Genomic DNA, 22588 nt, shown 5'->3' on the forward strand with positions numbered 1-22588 from the left:
CGCGACAGTTCGTGTATGCCTGGAATCACGGCCGTCGAATCGCCACCGGCACCCGACGTTCTCGACGAGGTACTCGAGACAATTTGCTTTACTGATGATTACGCGCGCGAGGATTTTCTGCTGGCGGACGAACTCGTCGTCGCGGCCACCGGTTACGAACAGTATCCCGTCGACGTCTTCGAAACCGACGACTGCACCATCGTACTCGAGGGGCACCTCTACGGGACCGACGACGTCGAAGCCGCCGTAACGGAAGCGGCGTCGTACGTTCGCGAGGGGCAGACTGAGCAGCTGTCGTCGTGGCTCGCCGAGAGAGACGCCGAATTCCTGTTGACCGTCGCCGACCGGGAGACGGGATCGCTGTGGGCGCTCAACGACGCATTCGGCCGACTGCCGACCTATCGGGCGACCATCGGCGACACGACGGTTGTCACGCGCGAACTCAAAGCGGTCCGGAAGCTCGCTCGTACGCTCGACGACGGCCTCGAGCCGAACCGACTGGCGCTCGGACAACAGTTGCTCTTCGGGTATCCCCTCGGGACCCGGTCGCTGTACGAGGGCGTCGAACACCTGCCCCCGGGGTCACTTCTCGAGGTCGAGACCGGAGAGATCACGTCGCTACACGAGTTTCGGTTCGACAGCCACGCCAACGCCGATCGGAGCGTCCGGGCGAACGCGCTTCGGCTCCGGGATCGGTTCGTCGAAGCCTGCGAAAACCGTGCCAGCGTCGGCGACGAAACCATCGTCTCGCTGAGCGGTGGACTCGATTCGCGGGCGGTGATCGCCGGCTACAACCGCGTCGACTGTCAGTTGTACGCGGCGACGTCCGCCAGGGCCGACGGCGGCAACACCGCCGAAGTCAACGTCGCCAGGCAGGTCGCGGACGCGCTCAACGTCCCATGGTCGTCGTACATCGCCGATCGGACGGAACACCACCAGTCGTTTCTCCTCGAGGCGACACAGGGGATGAACAACCTGGGGATGTCGATCGGGCTCGACTTCGCCGAGCAGGTAGCCGAACGACACGAAAACGCCGTGTTCGTTACCGGCGACGGCGGTGACAAGGCGATTCCGGACCTGACCCCCTCGCGAGAAGTCACCACGACGGACGACCTCGTCGAGGCACTCCTCGACGGCCAGCAACTCTTCACGCCCGAGGAGGTCGCCGACATCGTCGACGTGACCGTCGAGGACCTCGTCGGCTCCGTTCACGAACGGGTCGCGTCCTACCCGGAGACGACGCTCGAGGCCAAGCACGTTCACTTTCTCGTGCGCGAGCGGGGGGTCAACTGGCTCAACCATGGCGAGGACCGAACCCGACACTACCTGTGGTCGACGACTCCGTTCTACGCGCTGCCGTTCTTCGAGGAGGCGATGGCGTGCCCGCCCGAACAGAAGCGGGGGAACGATCTCTACCGCGAGTTTCTCTCCGGACTGTCACCGACGGTCGTCGGGATCGATTACGTCGACTTCGGGGCGCCAATCGACTCGCTCGAGTTCCGGATCAAGCAGTATGGGTACAACTGGCTCACCAACCATCCAAAGCTGAAATCGCGCGTTACCAGTCTGTTGAAGCAAAACGGTAACGGAACAGACGAGCGTCCCGTCCACGCCCTGGCCGAGGCAGTGCGGACGTCGTCGGAGCTGGATCAGTACTTCTCCGAGGAGGCGATCAACCGGGTCGCCTGGAGCGGCGGTGCACACACCAGCCAGCACCGGTACGTCCTGTATACCGCAATTGCAGCGCTCACGAACGACGAAATCGAAGCGGCATAGCGACGATACGTGGAGACCCCAATGGGGATTCCTACCAGGTCGACGTGTAGTCCGTCCGGTCGGGCGAATTGGCGCCGCGAAATCGGCGTGCCAGAGCCCGATCCACGGTTGTGCTCGTTTAAGAGCCGTATAATAAGGCCCGGCGCGAGTCACCGTTTTAGTACTGTGAATGTGCTGGACGGGCGTCGAAATGGGACGTGGGAATGGGATGGGGCGGACGACGTCGTCGACGGTCATTTCGGCAGAATCCAGGTGAACAGATGAACCGAAGCATCGCGAGTGGCGTTCTCTCGGTCGTCAGCACCAAAGTCCTCGTTCTCATTATTACGGCGATTACGACGCCGTTACTGTACCGTTTGCTCGGTGTCTCAGCGTTCGGTGACTACGCGTTTCTGATGTCGGTGTTCGCGATTTACATGATTTTCGTCAGCTCCGGTATCACCGACGGAGTTCGAAAGTACCTCGCCGAAGATCGAAACACCAACGACTGGAGCGGCCACGTCGTCGGTTTCTACTTCCGGCTGGCGACTGGCTTCGCGGTCGCCGGAGCGGCGTTACTCGCCGTGGCCGCGTACTTCGAGGTCATCTCGACCACGTTCGGAGACACGTACTCGGCGTACTTCTACGTCCTGGCGTTGCTCGTTATTCTCGCCCAGTTCCGGGATTACGCTCGAAAGACCCTCATGGGGTTCGGCCTCGAGCGCTACTCCGAGCCACTGAAGGTTCTCAACAAGGTGGCCTTCGTCGTTGTCGCGATCCCGCTCGTCTACTTCGAATTCGGCGTGATGGGCGTGCTCGTTGGACACATCGTCGCGAGTATTCTCGTGGCCCTGATTGGGCTGTTCCTGGTCAACCGACGGGTATCCCTGGCAAGCGTATTCTCGTCGCCGCCGGCGAATTTCCCCCGCCGGGAGATGCTAACATTCAACTCGATGAGCATCGTTCTCGTCTTCCTCCTGATGTCGCTCTACCACGTCGACATCATCATGTTACAGCGATTCGGGGAGAGTTCGCAGGTCGGGAACTACAAGGCAGCACTCACCCTCGCCGAGTTCCTGTGGTTCGTCCCGCTCGCCCTGCAAACGGTCTACGTCCACTCGACCTCGGAACTCTGGTCGCAAAACCGGTTCGAGAAGATTTCGTCGCTCGCGTCCCGAACGACCCGCTATACGTTCCTCCTGACAGCCGTCATGGCCATCGGCCTCGCCGCGCTCGCGGACGTGGCGGTTCCGATCTACTTCGGAAACGACGCCCGCCCCGCGGTCGAGCCGCTCATCCTCCTGTTACCCGGCGCGCTCGGGTTCGCACTCGCCCGTCCCGTGCTGGCGATTTCACAGGGGAATGGACAGCTCCGGTATCCCGTTGCCGCGACCGGCGTCGCCGCCGTAATCAACGTCATCCTCAACTCCCTGTTGATTCCCAGATTCGGTATGCACGGCGCGGCGGTCGCGACGAGCGTCGGGTACGGATCGATGTTCGCCTTCCACATCATGAGCGCTCGAACGATCGGATTCAACCCGCTCTCGGACGCGCGGCTTAGCCAGGCCATGGCGACATCCGGGCTCGCGGGGCTACCGATCTTCGCACTCGCGACCGCCATCCAGAACCCGTGGCTCGCACTCCTCGTGGTCCCGCCGGTCGGACTCGCCATCTTCGTCGGGTTTGCGATCTTACTCGGCGCACTCGATCCCTCCGAACCGTTCGAAATTCTCGCGATGGCACCAGATCCGATCGGTTCCGTCGCGGGCAAGTTCTGTCGGCGCCTTCAGACGACGCCGGGTGCTTCGCCGATCGCGATGGGACAGAGCCTGCTCGTCGCTATCGGACTGTCGCTGCTGGTTTCCGGGCTCGTTCTCGGCCTGGTCGGCCCGGGGATCGGGATGACCCATCCCTGATCGGCGGGGTCACTCACAGACCCATGACCGCAGCCGTGGGAACCTGACACGAAAATTTTTGGAAGAAGGGTTTACAAGATGGACGTTCCTAGATTCCACAATGGACATTCGGCCGAGGCGGCTGTGGTGCTCGTGATCGGCGGAACCAACGCCGAGAAGCGACAGGGGCGGCGACTGGCGAGCCGGGTCGGTGGGACGTCCCGGATACCCGCAGACGTATCACCGCGAAGAGATTGCAATGAACGCTACTAGGAACGAACACACCGACGTGCTGCTGATCGAAGACAATCCTGGCGACATCCGCCTGATAGAGGAAGCTTTTGAGACACACAGCGAGGGCGTGACGCTCTCCGTCGTCCACGACGGTATCGCGGCGCTCGACTTCCTCTTCCAGCGCGGGGACTACGGCGACAGTCCCACTCCGGGCCTCGTCTTGCTCGACCTCAACCTCCCGCGGAAGAACGGCGACGAAATCCTCGAGGAGATGAAGAACGAACCGACGCTCCGGCGGATTCCGGTCGTCGTGCTCACCAGCTCGCAGGCGCGTGAGGACGTGCTACGAACGTACGACAAGTGTGCGAATGCGTTCCTCACGAAGCCGATCGACCCCGACGAGTTCCTCGAGATTATCGAGTCGGTCAGGGAGTTCTGGCTGTCGACCGCTAGACTCCCCGACAGCCGAGGGTAAATCCGGCAGTCACTCGACCTGGTGCTCGAGAAGTTCGCTCTCGAGCACGTCGAAAAACATCGCGAACAATACGAATACGAACACGTTGAAAAACATCGCGAACAATACGAGCACTGCGTCGATTGCGGTCACCAGGAGGCCGAGATCGAACTCGAGGTCGAGGCCGAGGCCGAGGTCACGCTTACTGTCGAACTCGACGGTTCATTCCGATCCTGGACGGCGATACGCACGTCTTATTATGCGTCACCGGCCAACTCTGAAGCCGTCACGACCTGGACGTCTGCCGAGTCGACGTACTCGAGCAGGTCGACGAACGCGTCCTCGGACATTCCATCGGAACCGCCGATTTCCTCGAATCGGATCACGGCGAGTTGACCGTACTGGGCGGCGTAGTCGACGTACTGGGCCGTTTCCGAGCCAGCCGCCCCCGAGAACGTACCGACGTTGTGCGGGTCGGTGAGCGGCAGGCCGTTGGGGCCGCCCCCGTAGCGGAACGCCACTTCGTGGTGTTCCTGGACCAGGTCGTAGGTGTTCGGCCCCATGATGTTACGCGGCGTGACGAAGTAGTTGGCTCCGTCTTCGAACCCACGGTGCTCGAGGAACTTCTTCGTCCGTTTCATCGCGCCCTCCTGTTGCTCGCGCGTGAACTCGTTGATGTTTCTGGAGCCGGTTCGTGGGCGACCAGCCATGTCCCAGCCGGCTTCCGCGAGGTCTTGCATCTGATCGTGCGTGAGGCGTCCGGTCTCGTCGACTGCTTCGGGGATTACAGCCTCGACACCAGCGAAGCCGAACGACTCCATGTGCTCGAACGCGGTTGCGTGGTGTGATTCGAGTGTGCCGTCGAAGAGGAACAGCACCGATCCCTGGTCCGGGCGCTCGGTTACGCGAAGGTCGTCGATCGCAAAGTCGATCGGTCCCTCGTTCGAGCCGCGTCGGTGAGCGATGACCCGGAATTCTCGGACGTCCGTGAGGTCGGGTGAGGTATCGACGTTCGTCGTCCCGAAGTCGACGCGAACCCAGCGGTCGACCGGTCCGGTGAGCACCCGACGCAGCGTCACCTTGTTCCGGGCGTTCGGTGCGAGGACTTCAAGCGTGATCATCAGTTGTTCTCGGCCCGAGTACCTGACGGCCATCGAGAAAGCCGCGTCGGACAGGTCCTTGCTCTCGGGGAGCATGAACGAGGAGCCGGCGAACTGGTTATCTTCGCTCGCGTGTAGCCGCGCAGACTGAGATCCCGCGTAGGGGTCGTCGGTCGTCGCCTCGATGGACCCGCCGTCGAGCAACGTGGCCCAGTTGTCGAGGGATTCGAAGTCCTCGAGCGTTTCACCCGGAAGGTGATCGAGTTCGCCGGCCGAGTCCTGGGGGGTCTCGGTCTCGTTACCGTTGCCGGTGTCTGAGTCGTCCGACGAGTTCGTCTCGTTACCACTCGAGTCTGACGGAGACGAGTCCCCGTCGCTCGAGAGACAGCCCGCCAGTCCGAGTGCACCAACTGTCCCAGCAGTACGAATGAACGATCGTCGATTTCGGTTCGTCATCACCAGAGTGGTCAACACGTTGCACCTTTCTTATAGAGGTAATAGGTGGCTCGAGCGAAACGCCTTATTCGATGGAAATACGCCATATACGGCGCTTATTCACCTGATAATAATGGACGCGGCGTCGCTATCCGGGGTAGATGCCACGCGTTAGCGTTATCATCCCGACGTACAATCGGGCCGGCTCGCTCGTGCGCGCGATCGACAGCGCGCTCGAGCAGACGATCGACGACCACGGTCACGACTACGACTACGACTACGACCACGACCACGATCACGATCACGATCTCGAGGTCGTCGTCGTCGACGACGGCTCGACGGACAACACCGGACTGGTCCTCGCCGAGTACGACGACCCGCGGGTTCGTCCGGTCGTCCACGCGACGAACCAGGGGGCAAACGTCGCTCGCAACACCGGCATCGAGCACGCTCGTGGCGAGTACGTCGCGTTCCTCGACTCGGACGACGAGTGGGACCCCACCAAGCTCGAGAAACAGCTCGCGGCGATCGAGGACCGCGGCGACGACTGGATCGGGACTTACTGCGACACGGCCTTCGACCTCGAGGGGACCAGCGGCCGACTCCGAGGAGTCGCCGCGAGTCTCCTCTCGCGGACGGACGACCAGCCGACGATGGAGGGCAACGACGACCTGATCGGTGAAATCCTCTCCGACGGCGTCCAGCCGGGTGCCGGCTCGACGCTGCTCGTTCGAACCGACGTCGCCCGCGAGATCGGCGGCTTCGACGAGGACCTGGATCGCTTCCAGGATCCCGAGTTCTGTCTCCGCGTCCTGGAGCAGGGGAAACTCGCGTACGTAGACGAGAAGCTTGTCGTCCGCGAGGAGACGGGCCACCCGCCGGCAGACATCGTCCGTCGAGCCGACCAGCAGTACCTCTCGAAACACGAGGCCCTGGTCGAGAGCTACGAGGCCGAGGGCTACGAGATTCGCTCGAGACACGAACTCGTCGTCGCGAAGCGGTACCTCGCGGAGGGGCGACTGCTCCGGGGGGCCTGGCACCTGCGGAAGGCCGCCGTCTCCGCCCGGCACTATCCTGGACTCCTCTGGGCGACGGGGTCGGGCGTCCGGCGACGGCCGCTCCCAATCGTCGCCTCGCTCGCGCTGGTCTTCGTCGCCAGCACACTCGGTCGACGAACGCTCACGAACCGCGCTTTTGATCGCTCGTCGTCGCGGTAACGACTGCCGTCGAGCAGTCCACGTGTTGGGAACGAAGCGGTCGAACGTTTCATCAGTTGAAATATTTGCTCGGGAACGGGTGTCTCGAATGTCCTCGTCGCTCGGTAGCGTTAGCGCCGAGATAGTACAGCCAGTTCGAGTATGAGTCCGGGCCGGCATGGACCGAGGTCCAATCCACACGCCGATCGCTACTGACCGCTGCTGGTAGCTGTGCGCTGGCGAGCGTCGGCGTCGCCTACGCGAGCAAAGGTACTGCGAACGATGGAAACACGGTGGCCGAGGGAACGGCCGTCACTTGAGACACATTCACCATCCTGGCTGGCACTGACCGGGAGACGACCGGATACGTCACGCAGGCAGAGGTCGACGGGCCGACGGTCGTCGTTCTTGGTGGTGTACACCGGAACGAGGTAGCCGGGTACACGGCCGCCGGCAAGATCGCTGACTGGGAGATTACGGCCGGAACACTCGTGACGATCCCCGAAGTGAACGTTGCCGCCATCGAACGCGGGACGCGAACTGACGAGGAAGGCACCGACCTCAACCGGCAGTTTCCTGAGGGTGGGAGCCACGAACCGACCTCGCTCGCGCGGTCTGGGACGTGCTCCTCGAGTACGAACCCGACGCCCTCATCGACTTCACGAGTCGGTTGGGGTCTACACCGGCGACGACGTCGACGGGGTCGGACAAGCGATTTTCCACTCGAGCGATGACGGGGCGGCCGCCGCCGAGGAAGCAGCAGCCCTCGTCGACCGGGACTACGTCGACGACGAAAGTGGCGAAGACGACGAGACCGGCATTGAGGACCCGGACGTCGACGATCCGGAGGAACCCGAACCGGAGCCTGAACCTGACGACCCCGATGCGGGCGAACCGGGTCGCGATCCGCTCGCCGAGATCCGAACGACGCCCGAAGACGCGGCCGAGCGGACACTCTCGGTCGACGATACCGTCGAACTCGACGCCTCCTGTTCGCGTGCGCCGGAGGGAAGATCGTTCGCTACGAGGGAGCGTCTACGACGAGGGCAGTTTCGACAAACCCGGACAGACGATCGACGTGACGATCAGCGGCGAGGGCGAGCACCCGATCGTCCTCCGCGTCGAAGACGACGGGGGACGAACCGATACCGCGAAGATCACGCTCTCGGTGAAGAGTTCCTGATTTCCACTCGAAGAGAGCGACTGGCTGCACTACCCGTTTAGTTCGTGAGAGAAGGCGGCCTGACGCCTCGAGACAGTTCGTTCGAAAGAAGAGCGAGTGCTATCGAGCAGACTGTCTCGTACGATAGTTCTCGAAGTAATGGTACTCGCTCGTGCGTCGCCAAACGATAAACGGCGAGACGAGTGACTCCTGGCGATTCGGCTGAATCAGTTTCCGGACGTGCGCATCTCCCAGAGTTCGTCGAACGTGATAACCTCCACGTCCGACTCGTCGATGTAGGCGAGCAACTCCTCGTAGTCCTCCTGTGGCATGGTGTTGTTTGCGGAGAACTCGTGGAAGTTCAGGATTGTACACTGGTTGTACGTGCCAGCGAGGTCCACACAGCGTTTGGCGATGTCGAGGTCGTGACCTATCGTCCGGGGCAGCGCCAGCGGATCGAAGCCGTGGACGTTCGTGAGGTTCACGTTCCCGGCCTGGTTGAAACCGCCACAGTAGTGGTACTTCGAGATGTACTCGAGGCTGGTGGCGTCGTAACTGTTGTGCGGGTAAACGATGTAGTCAGCGCCCATAAACTCGTGCTGGATGAGCCAGTTCTTGTCCCCGCGAAGGCGACCCTCCAGCTGGTCCTCGTCATCGTACTCGTGCATCCGAGAGTGGGTCCCGTGGGTAACGATCTGGTCACCCGCATCCTGTCGCTCCTTGAGTTGTGAGACCGACATGATTCCCTCGCGGGCCTCCTCGGACCACCGGGGAATGACGGCCTGAATCGCGCTAAATCCGTAATCGTCGTGAACCGGGCTCGCTTTCTCGTAGAAGTCCAGAGACGCGTCGTCCCAGGATAGCATCACGTATCCATTATCGGCCGTCGGAACCGCGCGAAGGTCGTCGATCCACACCTCCGCCTCCGGCATCGAGTGGAGTACCTGAATCTGGAGGGTGGCGATGTCGTCCATCATCGGCTCGATCGAGCTCTCCTCGAACACGCCGGGGCTCGAGCGGAACCAGCCGACGTCGGGCGCGCGATAGGTGATCTCCCGGAGGGAGTAGACTCGCTCGCTTCCGTAGGAGTCGACGACACGGATGTTGATGGTGATTCGGTCGGGAGTCGTCGTTCGCACGGCGAACGACAGGTCGAGGTCGGTCAGGTCGACGTCCGAGAGTTCGCGTTCGACGACGATGTTCTCGTCCTCTCCCGCCGTGAGCCGGAAGCTCTGTGACCCGTCGAAGACGACCTCCTCGTCGGCTTCGCCCGACCCCTGTACGACCTCCCACGGACCGAGGTCCTCGAAGTCGTCGATGGAGTCGCCTGGCTGACGGTACTCCTCGCGGCTGTTGTACTCGGTCTCGAGTGCCGGAACGCCGTTTCCGTCCTCGTTTTCGTCGGTGTCGTTGTCGCCGTCCGAGTTGGAATCGGTATCGTTGCCGTTGCCAGTGCTGTTACCGTTACCGTTCCCGCCCCCGTTACCTCTCACGGAGTTCAGACGATTGGTACAACCCGCGAGCCCGGCCGCCATCGCAGCCGCACCCGAGGTGGCCAGGAAGCGTCGCCGCGTCGTGTTGTCTCGCGTCATTGGTACCCGGCAGTACCGGCAACGACCCCATTATTATAGATGCGATAGACCCCTCGAGCACCCGTCCGACACCGCATCAGACCGCCACAGCAGGTTCCGACCCCAGAGTCCGCGAAATCGGGCGCGACTCGGACCGAGCCCGTCGCTCGCCCGATGCTTAATGACGCCATAGTAAACGACGCGGCGCCAGATACTGGTAGGTACGCAAGCGAACGCGCGACGGCCCCACCACAATCGTCGGGACGCCGTCGACGGTTCGTTCGAGGGAGACATTCGACGATGAATAAGGAACTATTCGGCGTGTTTGGAAGCATCGAGGTGTTCGAACGACACCGGTCGGTCGAGGCGTTCGACGACGTACTCGTGGGAACGGAAGTCACCGTCGGTATCAGGGACCCCGGTCTCGGCACCCCCGGGTGGAGCGCACGATACGCCGACGAGCGAGGCATCTGCGTCGTCTGGGGGGAAGCCTACGTTCCCGGCGACGAAACCAACGCGGCCCGCTGGCTGCTCGATCAGTACGATTCCGAAGGCGATGCAGCATTCGACGTGTTGAACGGGTCCTACCTTGCCATCGTCGATCCGGTCGACGACGATGCGTTCGTCGCGACCGACCCGGTTCGCTCTCGAGAGTGTTTCTACACCGACGAGCCGGACCTCCGAACCTTCGGGACCGACGCGGCCAGCGTCGCCCGGACGATCGACGCACCGTCGGCGAATCGAAACGCCGTCCTCGAGTACCTCCACCTGGGTGTCACCCTCGGAGAGAAAACTGCCTTCGAAGAACTCTCGCGACTGCCGATAGATAGTCGGCTGACCCGATCCAGGGTAGAATCACTCGAACGCTTCGTCTACCGGCCCCACCGGTTCGATTACGTCGGAGAACTGGCTGATCGGCTGAACCGGGCACTGGAACGCCGATCCATCCTCCCGGGACGGAAGGGGTTGCTCCTATCGGCCGGCTACGACTCCCGCATTTTCCTGCCGACGATACCTGACATCGACCGCTGTTACACGGTCGGAACGCCGTCAGCCCAGGAGGTCACCGGCGCGCGGCGCGTCGCGACCCAGTACGGGGCCAATCACGTCGCCTTCAAACCCGACGAGCGGTACCTGCTGGCTGAGGAGTCGAAGACCCGGTACGGACAGGGCATCAAAGAGTCGCTCCACATCCACCACTCCGGATACACTGACGAGATAAACGTCGATACGATGTATCACGGCCTGCTCTGTGATACGTTCTTCCGCGGTCACTTCACCGCACAGGACACGATCGAACTCTTCGGAACGGAGGTTCCACGAAACAGACTCGATCCGGATCCCGATCCAGTCGACTCCCTCCTCGGAAAATTCGGGTACGACCGGGAGTCGAGTGAAGCCCTCGCCGAGCACATCGCCTTCAACGAGGACCCCGATTCATTCGTCCGGGACGCAATTGCGGCGGAGTTCGACGCCGTCGGTGATCGAGCCGTGACGACCCAGAACTCGCTGACGTGCTGTGGAATCGCTAACCAGCCGTCGATCCCGTTTCACAATCACCTCGCGGACAACTTCTTCGCGTCGTTCCTCGCGGCCGACATCGAGCTCGTCCGGTGGCACCTCGAGACGCCGCCGGCCCACCGAACGACAGATACCTTCCTCGAGGCCTGCAAACGCCTCGATTCCGACCTCCTCCACCACCGCCCGCCCGATCGCCCGCACGACGTGACCCTGCTCAACGAGGCCGAGCGGTTCGTCCGCCGGAAGACGCCCCTGCTCGAGCCGTTCGAACCGCCGTGGCCGGACCGCGAGTGGATCTTCGATCACTACGGGCTCGACCGAAAACTCCTCCCCGATCTCGAGCACGTACACGGGCTACCGGTGAGACACAAATTACGACTGAACGATCTTAACCGGTGGATCGGTGCTTCGACCGACGACGACAGTGCCCGTTCGTGGCTTCACCCAGGATCGGTAGCGGAAGACGGAGACGGAAACGATGATCGTTCGACGCGGCCACTCCCCCAGTAGCGGGCCGTACGTGTGACAGTAGCGGACCGTTTCGGTGAGTAATAGCTCAAAAGAGGCCTCGCAGTCGGTTTCAAATTGCTCAACAGTGGTTCTGTCACCGTCTTTTACACACGTTCGTTCACAAAGGTGTCCGAATTGGTGAACGTACCGATTGATGAATCAATACTCGGTTTTGCTCGTCTCAACGCTCCCTAAGGGACTCGTAGTACTGTTCAAAATCGAAAAATGAGGAGAATACTTATAACCCATCACTTGTTTGGTTGGAATATGCGTCTGACGCCGTCTTGGGTTCGTTCGTCGCGAGACGCGTCTTCGGGCAACCGGTCCGCCCCCGACGACAGCGCTTCACCCGCACCCGAGGTACCAATCTATTACGCGACCGACGAGTCGACGGATTCGTCGTCGACTTCTCCGGTATCGGCCGCCTCGTTCGTGCCAGAATCCGATATGGCGCTCCTCGAGGAAATCACCGAGCTAGATGCACCCGTTACGGTCGATGAGCTCGCTGACCACCTCATCTGGCCGGCCGATCCGCCGATCGAAACGTGGGCCGACGTCCACGAACTACTCTACGACGAACGGCTTCCCGCACTCGAAGCCCGCGGAGTGCTGGCGTTCGATCCGGAAAAAGGGATAATCGAACACGTACGAGAAACCGAAGGTCACACCGAAGGGCTCTGGTTTTCTCGGCCGGTTCTCGGATTACTCTCGCTTGTCTTGCTCGCGACGACGCTGTTTCTCGTCTCTACCGGTGTCGTGACGGCGACCCCGTTCTAATATTCGTAATATTCGTAGTATTCGTAGCAGTAGCACCCAACGGCCGTCTCAACGGAATAACGATGGTGTTCTCGAGGTAACGTAGCTGTCACAGAAAGGAGGGCCGTCGTCAGCACGGTGAGACGACCGTCGTCCGATCAACGGGAGATTCAGTTAACGAATCGCCCAGCAGTCAGTACCGTAAACAACAGCAGTATCAACGCGCTCAGGCCGATCCCGGAAAGCAGCGAGACGAACGGCAGTTCGAAGATCGCGCCCAGGAAGACCAGGTAACACAGCGCAGTCGCGCCGAGATAGTAATCGTCCCACCCGCCGCTCGCGCTGGGCTCTGAAGACGCTTCATCCGTCGGTTCTCCGACCTGGAGGTACTGGTCGACGTAATCGGCCAGCGGCTCTCGCTCGACGATCCCGCGGTTCTTCTGGTAGGAGATGATGCCGGCCTCGTCGAGTTTCGACAGGTGTGACTGGTAAAGCGGGATGTACACGCGCTGGCGTTGTGCGGACGTGAGCTGGTCGACAGTCGTATCGTGTTCCCACGCGGCGACTTGCTCTGCTACGTCGCGCATGCGGACGCTCCCCTCCGCATCGCGCAAATACTCGAGCACGAGCCGGCGACGTTCGTTTTGCAACAGGTGAAAGAGTTCGTCCTTCGAAAATGGGACGTCCTCTTCCGGAGCATCGGCGCTCCCATCAGTCGTCTGCTCGTCCTCTTCTTCAGGGCTGATATATTCGGACTTCATCGCACCAGTCTTCTGGAAACAGTTACAGGTAATAAAGGATAGAAACCGTCCAGTGATGAACGATTTATTTTAGTTGAGTTCACGGGCCGTCCCAGACTTTTTTCGTTGTTTTAATACCGTAGTATCGGCGCACTCAAAGCATCTATCTCCAGAATCCCGCACATATCAGTTCCCCAACTAATTGTTAATTTCATCTAGGATAGAACGATATTAGCTAGCGTTCAAGACCATTTTTTTGGCCATTTGAGAACCTCGTACCGGAAGCAAATCGAGGATATCGAAACAGTGTCTGGAACGTTACATTCCGGACCATATCCTTCGTTTTTTCCGCCTGTGACCCCCGAGAATTACCGTCCAGATAATAAATGGCCGTGAGGACCTCTCGAGAACCAATGAGCGACAACAACTGGTGGTTTCTCGATCTGGCCGCCGTCGTCGCGGCGACCGGATTCCTCTCGTTCGGCCTCCTGCTCGGCGTTCCAGGCGTCGCTCGAGTGGCATTTGCCCTGCCACTCGTGTTATTCTTGCCTGGATACGCGCTGATCGCCGTACTGTTCCCGGACGCGCCGAGCGACGACTACCAACCGTTCGATATCGACCGTACTGGGCTTCGAAACCCGCTTTTAGTCTCTGGCGGTCTGGCGTCTACAGAGCGAATTATCCTATCATTCGTCGCGAGTGTTTTTCTCGTCCCGGTGATTGCCCTTTTTGCGAGTGTAGCCCCTAGGGGTATTGCTCCGGAAACGGTCATCCTCGGCATTGCGGGACTGACTGGTTTATTGACACTTCTGGCGATTGTCGCACGATACCGATGCGCACCCGATCAGCGATTCGCGTTGACGTTCGGTATGTCCGGTCTCCTGTTCGGTCCACCGAGTCGATCCACTGGCGTGTCCACTCGACCGTTCAACATCGCGATCGTCATCGCCCTCCTAGTGCTCGTCGCGACGACCGGCTTCGCGGTCGCCAACCCACCGACCTCAGAGTCATTCACGGAGTTCGCGTTCGAGACCGAACCCATCACGGGCGATATCGACACGGTGTACCAGACCAATTACGCGGCGGGTGAACCCGCGGACGTGCCCGTTTCGATCACGAACCACGAGGGAACGGAGCAAACGTACACTACCGTGATACTTCTCGAACGGGTGAGCTACGGTGAGTCAGACGTAACGGTTGAAGAACGAGAACAGCTCACGAGCGAATCCGTTACACTCGTGGACGGCGAACAGCGAAACCAGACGCTCGAGATGACGCCGACGATGCAAGGAGACGACGTCCGGCTGACAGTACTGTTGTACAAAGGGGAACCACCGTCCGACCCCTCGACCGAAAACGCCTACCGAGCGGTGCACGCACCGATCGTGGTGGAGTGAATGTGGCCCTGGGAGCACTTGCTGTTCGCGTACCTGCTGTACTCGCTATACGCGAACGTCGTTTGGAGACGCAGTCCGTCGGGGCCTGAAGCCCTCGCGGTTGCCGTCGGCTCACAGTTGCCAGATCTCGTCGATAAGCCCCTGTCCTGGACGTTCGACATCACGCAGACCGGCTACTCGGTCGGCCACTCGATTTTCGTCGTTCCATTCGTCTGTCTGGCTGTTTACGTGCTCCTCCACCGCTGGGAGCGCGGATCGGTTCGACAGGCGACTGCGTTCTCGATCGCAATTCTGTCCCATCTCGCTGGGGACATCGTCTATCCGTGGCTCACGGGTGGCCACCTCAACCCGAGAGCCGTCACGTGGCCGGTCGCATCGCCGCCGACGGTCGATCAAGGCAACTTCCTCGATCACGTCGTCATCTACGGCAACCGGTCTCTCGAGATGTTTCTCGGCGGTGAATTACCACAGGAGTTGGCGGTGCTACTCGGGCTGCTGGCCCTCACAGTCGTCCTGTGGGTGTACGACGGGGCACCGATCGCCGCCGATTGCTGGCGATGGGTGTCTCGGCGGTCGTAGCTCGAGCACTCGTCACGTGAGTCCTGCGAACGTCGCTATCGTCGTCACCGTCGATCATGGTGTCCCAGACGAACCAGGCGAACGATCGCACACTCTCGTGACGTCACAGCGCAACAGTAGCGGACGCTCTCGAGTCGGCCACGAGGTCATACGCTAGTTCGATCCGTTACCGGTCCGATACTAGTGTTGGAACGGAGGAGTGCCACCCAACGAATATCGACTGGACAGTGAGTACCACGCGGACGAGAACGCCGATCGTACGCTCTCGACGCATCGGCGTTCGAGGCCGACTCGAGTGGAAGCGCATCCCGTCAGTGTGCGCAGCTGGGGGACGCTGAACCCGAATGACGAGTACGCTGCTGGCGTCCCGATGACAAACCTGGGATTCACTGACGAGTTCGTGACGCGGATTCTACCGACTTCTATCTCGAGGTCACGAGAGTGTTTCCGACTCCCGACACCGGGTGCGGAGGTCACTGCTGGCTCGAGAGACGTGACGGCGCGTTCGCGCTGGAAAATCCGTTCCCGCTTGGCTCGTAGAAGCGCCCCGCGGAGATCGCGTACTATTCGAACGATCGTAATCAGTTCGAAACCGGCGACGGCACACAGAAGTTGACGTCACCGTTGTCGTACACCGTTGCCTGCGTCGGACGACACAGCTGCGACCGCTCGATCGAGTCGTGGTACGCTCGCCCATCTTCGTTGGTGAAGTACACCACGTTCTCGGTCTGTTCGGTTCGGTACACCACGTAATCGTGCTGGACGGTGCCGTCTTCGGGGATCGTGACGTACACCGACGACGGGTAGGCACCCGTTCGGCCGAAGACCGTGAAGTACGGGTGGTCGGTGTGCAGTTGCTGATCGGGACGGATCTCGGAGCCAGTCGGTGATCCGGTCATCTCGCCGATCGACGAGACGGCGACGATTTCCGATTCGCTGTAGGCCAGTTGCTCGTGTTGCTGGTCGAATATCGGATTCTCGGTGTTGGTCTCGGCGGCGAAGGCCATCGCTCCGGGGTAGATCAGGACCACCAGGAGCACGGTAACGACTGCGAGCCGAGGATCGAGGTCGCGGATAAATACCCGGATCGCGATCGCTCCGAGGATCGCCATCGGCGCGTAGAGGAAGGCGAACCATCGCGTCGGGATGAAGTTCCGAATCCCGAACATCGGTAGTCCCATCACGAAGACGAGCATGAACGCCGACGCGAGCAACAGGGTGAAGACGGACTGCTCCGCCCGTTTCCGATGAACGACGTACAAACACCCCACGAACGTCAATCCGAGCAGGAGCAAGAATCCGAGTGAATCGACGTACGGAACGACCTGATCGAGGAGCGACGGCGCCGCGGCCTCGGTTTCCGTTCCTCCGCCTCCCGATCCGCTAGCGATGTTGAGGAATCCGGCGCTCTCCTCGACCGTCTGCGTGAAGAAACTCAGAACGGTACCCAGGAACGAATCCTGGCGATACGGCGTGAGTGACCAGACGAAGATCGTCAGTCCGAAGTTGAAGACGACCAGGCCGATCAGATTGACCGGTTTCTTCGTCCGGAACGTGTTCGTATCGAGGCGGTTGAGGCCGAACGGACCGATCATGAAGACGAGTTGGGCGAGGAACGCGGTCACGAGCACCACGAGCATGATGAACGTCGACACCTGGTGGGTGAGGATGACCGCGAGACTCAACACCAGGAGTAACGTGAAGTCCCGAAGCGTGTACTCGATCCGCATGACGCGAATCAGTGCGTAGAGGACGCCGAGGAAGAACACGAGCCCCATGCTTGTCGGGATCAGGTGCATCCCCCACAGGGAGACGTAACTCGCCATGGCGAACAGGCAGGCTGCGAGCGCCGACCAGCGCGGCGAGATCAACAGGTTCGCCGTCGCGTAGACGAGCAAAATTGAGAGCGGCATCACTACACCAACGGTCAGGTACAGCGCTGCCCGCAGCGGAACGTCGAAGACGAGCGCGCTCGACGCCACGAGCAGGTGGTACAGCGGTGAACCGTAGTGTTTGTCGTTGGAGATGGCGCTCAGCGACCGCTCCTCGAGGATCGATCCGGCCAGGTCCATGTGCGTCCAGATGTCGATGCCGATGTATCCCGGCGTCGCGTACAGCGCCGTAAACCGGAAGACGAACGCAAAGAGGACGAGCTGGAGCAAAACGAGTCCCGTATTGAACGTCTCGTCCTCGGAGAAAACGATCTGAGCGATCAACAGCGTACCGACGACACCCGACAACACGAAGAACGCGATCGTCCGCTCGCCCTGTACGAACGACAGCGCGACGAGGGCAGACAGGCCGAACAAGACGAGCGTCGGTAACGTCATCAGGGCCGGTCTCGACAGCGTCGGCATCGCCGGATTGTCGTTCTGGGCGTACAGCGACAGCAGGTACAGCCCGCAGGCTAACCCGAGGACGATCGGCACGGTTTCGATGTAGATCTGGGACGCGAGCAACCGGAGTGGCAACATCACCAGCGCCAGTCCGAGTCCGATAATCGCGGCGACGGTATCGAGGCGCAACGGCCGGATCCCCGACAGAAACGACGAGTTACGCATTCTCCGTCACCTCGAGGTCGCGGGGCCGACCCGTGGGCCGGGACCGTCGTCCGAGGACGTCGCGATAGCACTCAAGCAGACGGTCGCCCATGGCGTCCAGGCTCAGTCCGTCGACGACTTCGCGGCCGTTCGACCGCCGGTCGCCGTCCAGGACCGTCTCGAGGCCCGCGGCGAGGTCGGCGTCGTCGTCGCTCACGATGCAGTTGTCGACCTCGCCGATCGTGTCGCGGACGAAGCCGACGTCGGTCGAGACGACCGGCACGTTGCAGGCGGCGGCCTCCTTGATGACCATCGGGCCGGCCTCGCGCTTCGAGGTCACGAGGAGGGCGTCGCTGGCGTTCATGTAGTAGGGCATCTCTTCGTAGGGGACGCCGTCGATCGTTCGCAATTCGATGTCGGCGTCGGCGCGCTCGACGATGCGTTCGGCCCGCGGATAGTCCTTCTCATCCCTGTTTGGATCGTACGGAAAGAGCGCGATGCGTTCGTCGGGATCCCAGCCCACGCGTTCACGGGCGTCCGCGCGTGGGACGGGTCTGAACTGCTCGGTGTCGACGCCGAACGGGATCTCGACGTGGTCGGTGTCGAGTTCGCGCGACATCGCGGGGCTCGGAACGATCGTGGCGTCCGCAAAGCGGGCGCCGTAGCGGCTGATCGACTCGAGCCAGCGCATGTCGCTCATCAGGTCGGTTCCCCACAGGCTCATCACCACCGGACGCGTCGGCTGGGCGAGCGCGAACGGCGCGACGAGACCGTAGTGGCCGTGGATCAGGTCGTACTCTCCCGACCAGACGTGCGAGAGCACCTTCGGATAAAACCGCAGGTAGTCGACGGGCGTCCGCGGCGAGTCGGCAGTGTATTCGCCGGGAACGCCGATGACGGTGCACTCGACGCCACGTTCCTCGAGGACGGAAATCTGCTGCTCGAAGAACGAACGCGTAGAGGTGATGAGGTGTAATACGTGCATGTCGTGTCAGTCAGCGTTAGCGGCGAGCGCCGGTCGGTCGGGCCTGGTCCCGGAGACGGTTTCGACCTCCCTGACGATGACGTCTGTCACGTCGATCCGGTCAGCAAGCAGTCGTTCGCGTCGACGGCCCCACTTCTCGGGGTCGTCTTCCTCGATCACCGAGATGGCCTTCTCGAGCGAGCGGGCGTGGCGGTCCGATCCGTTGAAGTTGAACACGAGGCCGTACTCCTCCTCGAGTTCGGTCGTGTACCCGAGCGACAGGGAGTTGACGTACACCGCCGGCGTGCCCAGCACCGCAGCCTCGGCGGCCATCGTCGCGCCCTCGCCGACGAAACAGTCGGCGTACGCGAGCAGGTCGTGCATTCGGTCGGGCGACGTCGTGAGCCGGTTCGATTCGAGTTCGTCGGGGAGGGGAACCTCCGACGTGAGCACGACCTCGGCGCCGGCGTCCTCGAGTCGCTCGACGGCCTCGACCGGATCGTCGAAGCCGCCCTGTCCCATATCGTGCGAGGAGTCCCAACTGCTCAGGCGCATCACGACGAGCGTGTCGTCGGGTTCCAGCCCGGCTTCCTCGAGGATCCCGGGATCGGGTTCGAACCGGTCGGGGTGGAGGTACGCGAGTTCGTGATAGCCCGGGTACTCGACCTTCTTCGAACCGATGTCGCCGTCGTAACACTCCGGCGTACAGACGACGTCGGCGAACGGGTACGCGAGCGCCTTGATGATCGTCGCGTGTTCGGTGTCGTAGAAGACGACGCTCTTCGCACCGACGAGTTTCGCGACGTGGGCGGCAGCGACGCCGCCGATCGCGGTGATGACGTCGGGCTTGATGCGACGCGCTCGCGCCAGCAGTTTCGCCTCGTAGGTCGCCTGGACCGCCGCCAGCGAGAGCAGCGAGTTCGACTCGCCGGCCAGGATCTCGTGGTCGATGTCGTAGCACTCGAGTAAGTCCGTCACCACCTCGTTCTCGCGCGCGAAGACGTGAACGCTGTGACCGTTGGACTCGAGTTCGGCGATCGCGTGCTTGAAGAAGTGGACGTGTCCGGGGTGCTGGATCGTCACGATGACGCGCATCTAACGACGCACCCCCTTCTCCGCGTTCTCACCGGCGTCGATCACCATCGCAACCAGAAAGACGACCGCGCTTGCGACGAACGCGAGCCCGGTCGTGAACAGTTCGCGAAGTGACGTCTCGCCCTCGAGGGCATTCGTGGTAGCGCCGCCGGCGAACGCGACGGCTCCGACCAGCGACGCGACGCCGATCAGGTACCCGAGCGCGGTCGGGTCGCTACGATCGTCGGCGAAGCGTACTCGCATTCGCTGGAGGAAGCCACGCAGCAGCGTCACCGACGTGATCGGGATGAATCGCTTGTAGTCGATGGTGCTCTCCTCGTCGGCGTACTTCGCCGGCATCGAGACGTCGGCGACGCGCATCCTCGCGATGTTGAGCCTGACGAGCAGGTCGTTGGTGTACTCGTGATCGTCCGGCAGCGACTCGATGTCGACCGCCGACAGTGCCTCGTTGGTGATCGCCGTGTACCCGTTTTGTGGGTCCTGGAGGCTCCAGTATCCGCTGGCGACCTTCGTCAACTGCGTCAAGACCCAGTTGCCGAACAGGCGAAACGGCGGCATCTCCCGTCGGCTTTCCCGGTCGGCGAGTCGGTTGCCCTTCGCGTAGTCGGCCTCGCCCTCGACGATCGGATCGAGCAGCTTCGGGAGCTGGTCAGGATCCATCTGGCCGTCCGCGTCCATCGTGACGACGACGTCCATTCCGTCGTCGCGCGCGCGAACGTATCCGGTTCTGAGCGCCCCGCCGGCGCCCTGGTTTTCCTCGTGGCGGATCGCGACAATCTCTGTCCCCCCGATCGCCCCGCCGTCGGAGAGCAAGGCGCGCGGTGCAACCTGCTCGTCGGTAGCCGGATCGACGCTCCCCTCGTCGGTCGACCGTCTCGAGCGGGCTGCGTACTCCTGGATGATTTGCCAGGTGTCGTCGGTCGAGCGGTCGTCGACGGCGTAGATCCGGTCGACGAAATCGGGCATCGTCTCGAGGACGCCGCCGACGTGCGTTTCCTCGTTGTACGCTGGCACGATGACGCCGATGGTGTGTCCACGGTACATTATACCCTCCGGTAGACGAAGCCAGCATCAACGACGGCGTTCTCGTCGAGTGCTGCGGTCACGTCAACCAGTGCCGGTTTCTCGTTGAGTTCGGCGGCGGCGTGCTCGAGGTCCATCTCGACGAACTCCTCGTGCGGTGTACCGAGGAGGACTGCGTCGAAGTCGGTGAAGTCGAGTTCGGTCTGGACGTCGATTCCGAACTCGTCGTGAATGGCGTCGGCGTCTGCGAACGGATCGTATCCTTCGATGCCGATGTCGTACTCCTTGAGTTTCTCGACGACGTTCGCAATCTTCGAACTCCGAATGTCGCCTACGCCGGCCTTATACGAGAGGCCCAGAACCAGAACGCGGCTCTCACAGAGAGTCTTCTGACACTCGTTGAGCGCCTTGATCGTCAGGTCGGCGACATGCTGTGGTACTTGCTCGTTGACCGCGCGACCCGTCTGGATGAGTTCCGGCGTGAATCCCGCCTGCTCGGACTGGTAGGCCAGGAAGTACGGGTCGACCGGAATACAGTGTCCGCCGACGAGCCCCGGCCGGTAGTCGTGGAAATTCCACTTCGTTCCGGCGGCTTCGAGAACCTCTCGCGTGTCGACGTCGAGTCGCTCGAAGGCCATCGACAGCTCGTTGACGAACGCGATGTTGAGATCCCGCTGGGTGTTCTCGACGACCTTGCTCGCCTCGGCGACCTCGATCGTGGGCGCGCGGTGGACGCCGGCGTCGACGACCGACTCGTAGAGGGTGGCGACGTCCTCGAGTACCTGCTCTGTCTGCCCGCTGACGACCTTCACGACGTCGGCGAGGCCGTGTTCCTCGTCGCCCGGGGTCGCCCGTTCGGGCGAGTAGCCGACGAAGAAGTCCTCGCCGGCGGTCATCCCGGAGGCCTCCTCGAGCGCAGGAATCATGACCTCGCGGGTCGCACCCGGGTAGACGGTCGACTCGAGGATTACCGTCGCCCCCGCAGTCATCTTCGAGCCGACGGTGCTCGCGGCTGCCTCGACGAAGTCGAAGTCCGGGCGGTTGTCGCAGTCGACCGGCGTCGGAACCGCGATGATGACGTAGTCGGCGTCGGCGATCTGGCTGGCCTCGGTCGTGTAGGATACGCCGCTTTCCGCGACGGCATCGTCGGTGAGGTCGCCAGTCGTGTCGACGCCGTTCTGGAGCGTCTCGACCTTCGACTCGTCGACGTCGAATCCGACGACGTCGAAGTTGGCCTCGGCAAACCGGACGGCGAGTGGCAGTCCAACGTAGCCCAGCCCGACGACGCAGATCGTCGCCTCACGTGCGCGTTCGATCGCCGGCTCCTCGAGCGTTCCCTCCTGGCCGCGCTGGGAGTAGTCCGTGACGACGGGCACGTTCGATCGATTCTCGCTTCGCGATTCCGTATTGCTGAGTGGTGGATTCATGGGTACATCACCGTCTTCTTCGTGTGCCGGCCGACCGGGTCCGACCGATCGGAAGGTCGTTCATTTGGCGATCCCGGGAGCGGGACGCGCTATTCCCCCTTTCCAGCCTCCCTCCGTTTACTATACCGCTGGTAAAACTGTTGCAGCGGCGGAGACGATCGTCCTCAGGGCCGGTACCGGCCAGTCACCGGGGTATGAGCCGAAATTGAGCCACAGAAGTGCCTCGAGGGCTTA

The 22588-nt window shown here is 61.9% G+C and carries 18 protein-coding genes; 10 read left to right on the top strand and 8 right to left on the bottom strand.

Annotated elements, in window-relative coordinates:
* The first annotated feature begins 15 nt into the window (after nucleotides 1–15).
* The 3 genes from NGM15_RS12065 (at nucleotide 16) to NGM15_RS12075 (ending at nucleotide 4359) form a co-directional block, all read left to right on the top strand.
* Entirely contained in the window at nucleotides 16–1776 is a 1761-nt protein-coding gene (locus NGM15_RS12065; protein ID WP_253431233.1) for an asparagine synthase-related protein, read from the top strand.
* Between the two features lie 260 nt (nucleotides 1777–2036).
* Nucleotides 2037–3671 carry a flippase gene (locus tag NGM15_RS12070; RefSeq protein WP_253431236.1) on the top strand — a complete coding sequence of 545 codons (1635 nt, stop codon included), beginning with the start codon at nucleotides 2037–2039 and terminating at the stop codon, nucleotides 3669–3671.
* Nucleotides 3672–3909: 238 nt separating this feature from the next.
* Nucleotides 3910–4359 carry a response regulator gene (locus NGM15_RS12075; protein WP_253431239.1) on the top strand — a complete coding sequence of 150 codons (450 nt, stop codon included), beginning with the start codon at nucleotides 3910–3912 and terminating at the stop codon, nucleotides 4357–4359.
* Between the two features lie 236 nt (nucleotides 4360–4595).
* Here the strand turns inward: NGM15_RS12075 and NGM15_RS12080 are convergent, their stop codons facing one another.
* Nucleotides 4596–5894, bottom strand: a complete 1299-nt coding sequence (locus tag NGM15_RS12080; RefSeq protein WP_253431242.1) for a polysaccharide deacetylase family protein — start codon at nucleotides 5892–5894, stop codon at nucleotides 4596–4598.
* A gap of 140 nt (nucleotides 5895–6034) precedes the next feature.
* Here NGM15_RS12080 and NGM15_RS12085 point away from each other — a divergent pair, with 140 nt between their 5' ends.
* From NGM15_RS12085 to NGM15_RS18810, 3 genes are all read left to right on the top strand, one after another.
* On the top strand, nucleotides 6035–7090 hold the full coding sequence (locus NGM15_RS12085) for a glycosyltransferase family 2 protein (protein WP_253431244.1): 1056 nt from the start codon (nucleotides 6035–6037) through the stop codon (nucleotides 7088–7090).
* Between the two features lie 314 nt (nucleotides 7091–7404).
* A complete protein-coding gene (locus NGM15_RS18805) occupies nucleotides 7405–7803 on the top strand; it encodes a succinylglutamate desuccinylase/aspartoacylase domain-containing protein (protein WP_311136462.1) in 399 nt (132 codons plus the stop codon).
* A 263-nt stretch (nucleotides 7804–8066) separates the two neighbouring features.
* Nucleotides 8067–8252, top strand: coding sequence for a hypothetical protein (locus NGM15_RS18810; RefSeq protein ID WP_311136447.1), 186 nt, complete (start codon nucleotides 8067–8069; stop codon nucleotides 8250–8252).
* A gap of 206 nt (nucleotides 8253–8458) precedes the next feature.
* Here NGM15_RS18810 and NGM15_RS12095 read toward each other — a convergent pair whose 3' ends face one another.
* Entirely contained in the window at nucleotides 8459–9823 is a 1365-nt protein-coding gene (locus NGM15_RS12095; protein ID WP_253431247.1) for a polysaccharide deacetylase family protein, read from the bottom strand.
* Between the two features lie 279 nt (nucleotides 9824–10102).
* Here NGM15_RS12095 and NGM15_RS12100 point away from each other — a divergent pair, with 279 nt between their 5' ends.
* Together NGM15_RS12100 and NGM15_RS12105 are read left to right on the top strand one after the other, a co-directional pair.
* The gene (locus tag NGM15_RS12100) at nucleotides 10103–11833 is read left to right on the top strand and encodes an asparagine synthetase B family protein (RefSeq protein WP_253431250.1); all 1731 of its coding nucleotides are present in this window, start codon (nucleotides 10103–10105) and stop codon (nucleotides 11831–11833) included.
* A gap of 447 nt (nucleotides 11834–12280) precedes the next feature.
* Nucleotides 12281–12610, top strand: coding sequence for a hypothetical protein (locus tag NGM15_RS12105; protein ID WP_253431253.1), 330 nt, complete (start codon nucleotides 12281–12283; stop codon nucleotides 12608–12610).
* Between the two features lie 149 nt (nucleotides 12611–12759).
* Here NGM15_RS12105 and NGM15_RS12110 read toward each other — a convergent pair whose 3' ends face one another.
* The gene (locus NGM15_RS12110) at nucleotides 12760–13350 is read right to left on the bottom strand and encodes a DUF7344 domain-containing protein (RefSeq protein WP_253431256.1); all 591 of its coding nucleotides are present in this window, start codon (nucleotides 13348–13350) and stop codon (nucleotides 12760–12762) included.
* 392 nt (nucleotides 13351–13742) lie between these two features.
* Between NGM15_RS12110 and NGM15_RS12115 the strand changes: the two genes are divergently transcribed.
* Both NGM15_RS12115 and NGM15_RS12120 read left to right on the top strand, forming a co-directional pair.
* Nucleotides 13743–14726, top strand: coding sequence for a DUF1616 domain-containing protein (locus NGM15_RS12115; RefSeq protein WP_253431259.1), 984 nt, complete (start codon nucleotides 13743–13745; stop codon nucleotides 14724–14726).
* A complete protein-coding gene (locus NGM15_RS12120) occupies nucleotides 14727–15305 on the top strand; it encodes a metal-dependent hydrolase (protein WP_253431262.1) in 579 nt (192 codons plus the stop codon).
* Nucleotides 15306–15886: 581 nt separating this feature from the next.
* Here the strand turns inward: NGM15_RS12120 and NGM15_RS12125 are convergent.
* From NGM15_RS12125 to NGM15_RS12145, 5 genes are read right to left on the bottom strand one after another with little or no spacing between them, the layout of a single operon-like run.
* Nucleotides 15887–17866: a hypothetical protein gene (locus NGM15_RS12125; protein WP_253431264.1), complete on the bottom strand. Its 1980-nt coding sequence runs from the start codon at nucleotides 17864–17866 to the stop codon at nucleotides 15887–15889.
* Entirely contained in the window at nucleotides 17859–18830 is a 972-nt protein-coding gene (locus NGM15_RS12130; RefSeq protein WP_253431267.1) for a glycosyltransferase family 4 protein, read from the bottom strand. Before NGM15_RS12130 ends, NGM15_RS12125 begins: the two co-directional genes overlap by 8 nt.
* 6 nt (nucleotides 18831–18836) lie before the next feature.
* On the bottom strand, nucleotides 18837–19904 hold the full coding sequence (locus NGM15_RS12135; RefSeq protein WP_253431272.1) for a DUF354 domain-containing protein: 1068 nt from the start codon (nucleotides 19902–19904) through the stop codon (nucleotides 18837–18839).
* Nucleotides 19905–20948, bottom strand: a complete 1044-nt coding sequence (locus NGM15_RS12140) for a glycosyltransferase family 2 protein (RefSeq protein ID WP_253431275.1) — start codon at nucleotides 20946–20948, stop codon at nucleotides 19905–19907.
* A complete protein-coding gene (locus tag NGM15_RS12145; RefSeq protein WP_253431279.1) occupies nucleotides 20948–22354 on the bottom strand; it encodes a nucleotide sugar dehydrogenase in 1407 nt (468 codons plus the stop codon). Before NGM15_RS12145 ends, NGM15_RS12140 begins: the two co-directional genes overlap by 1 nt.
* Nucleotides 22355–22588: the final 234 nt, after the last annotated feature.

Origin of the sequence: Natronosalvus halobius (genome assembly GCF_024138145.1) — an archaeon.
Classification (GTDB): domain Archaea; phylum Halobacteriota; class Halobacteria; order Halobacteriales; family Natrialbaceae; genus Natronosalvus; species Natronosalvus halobius.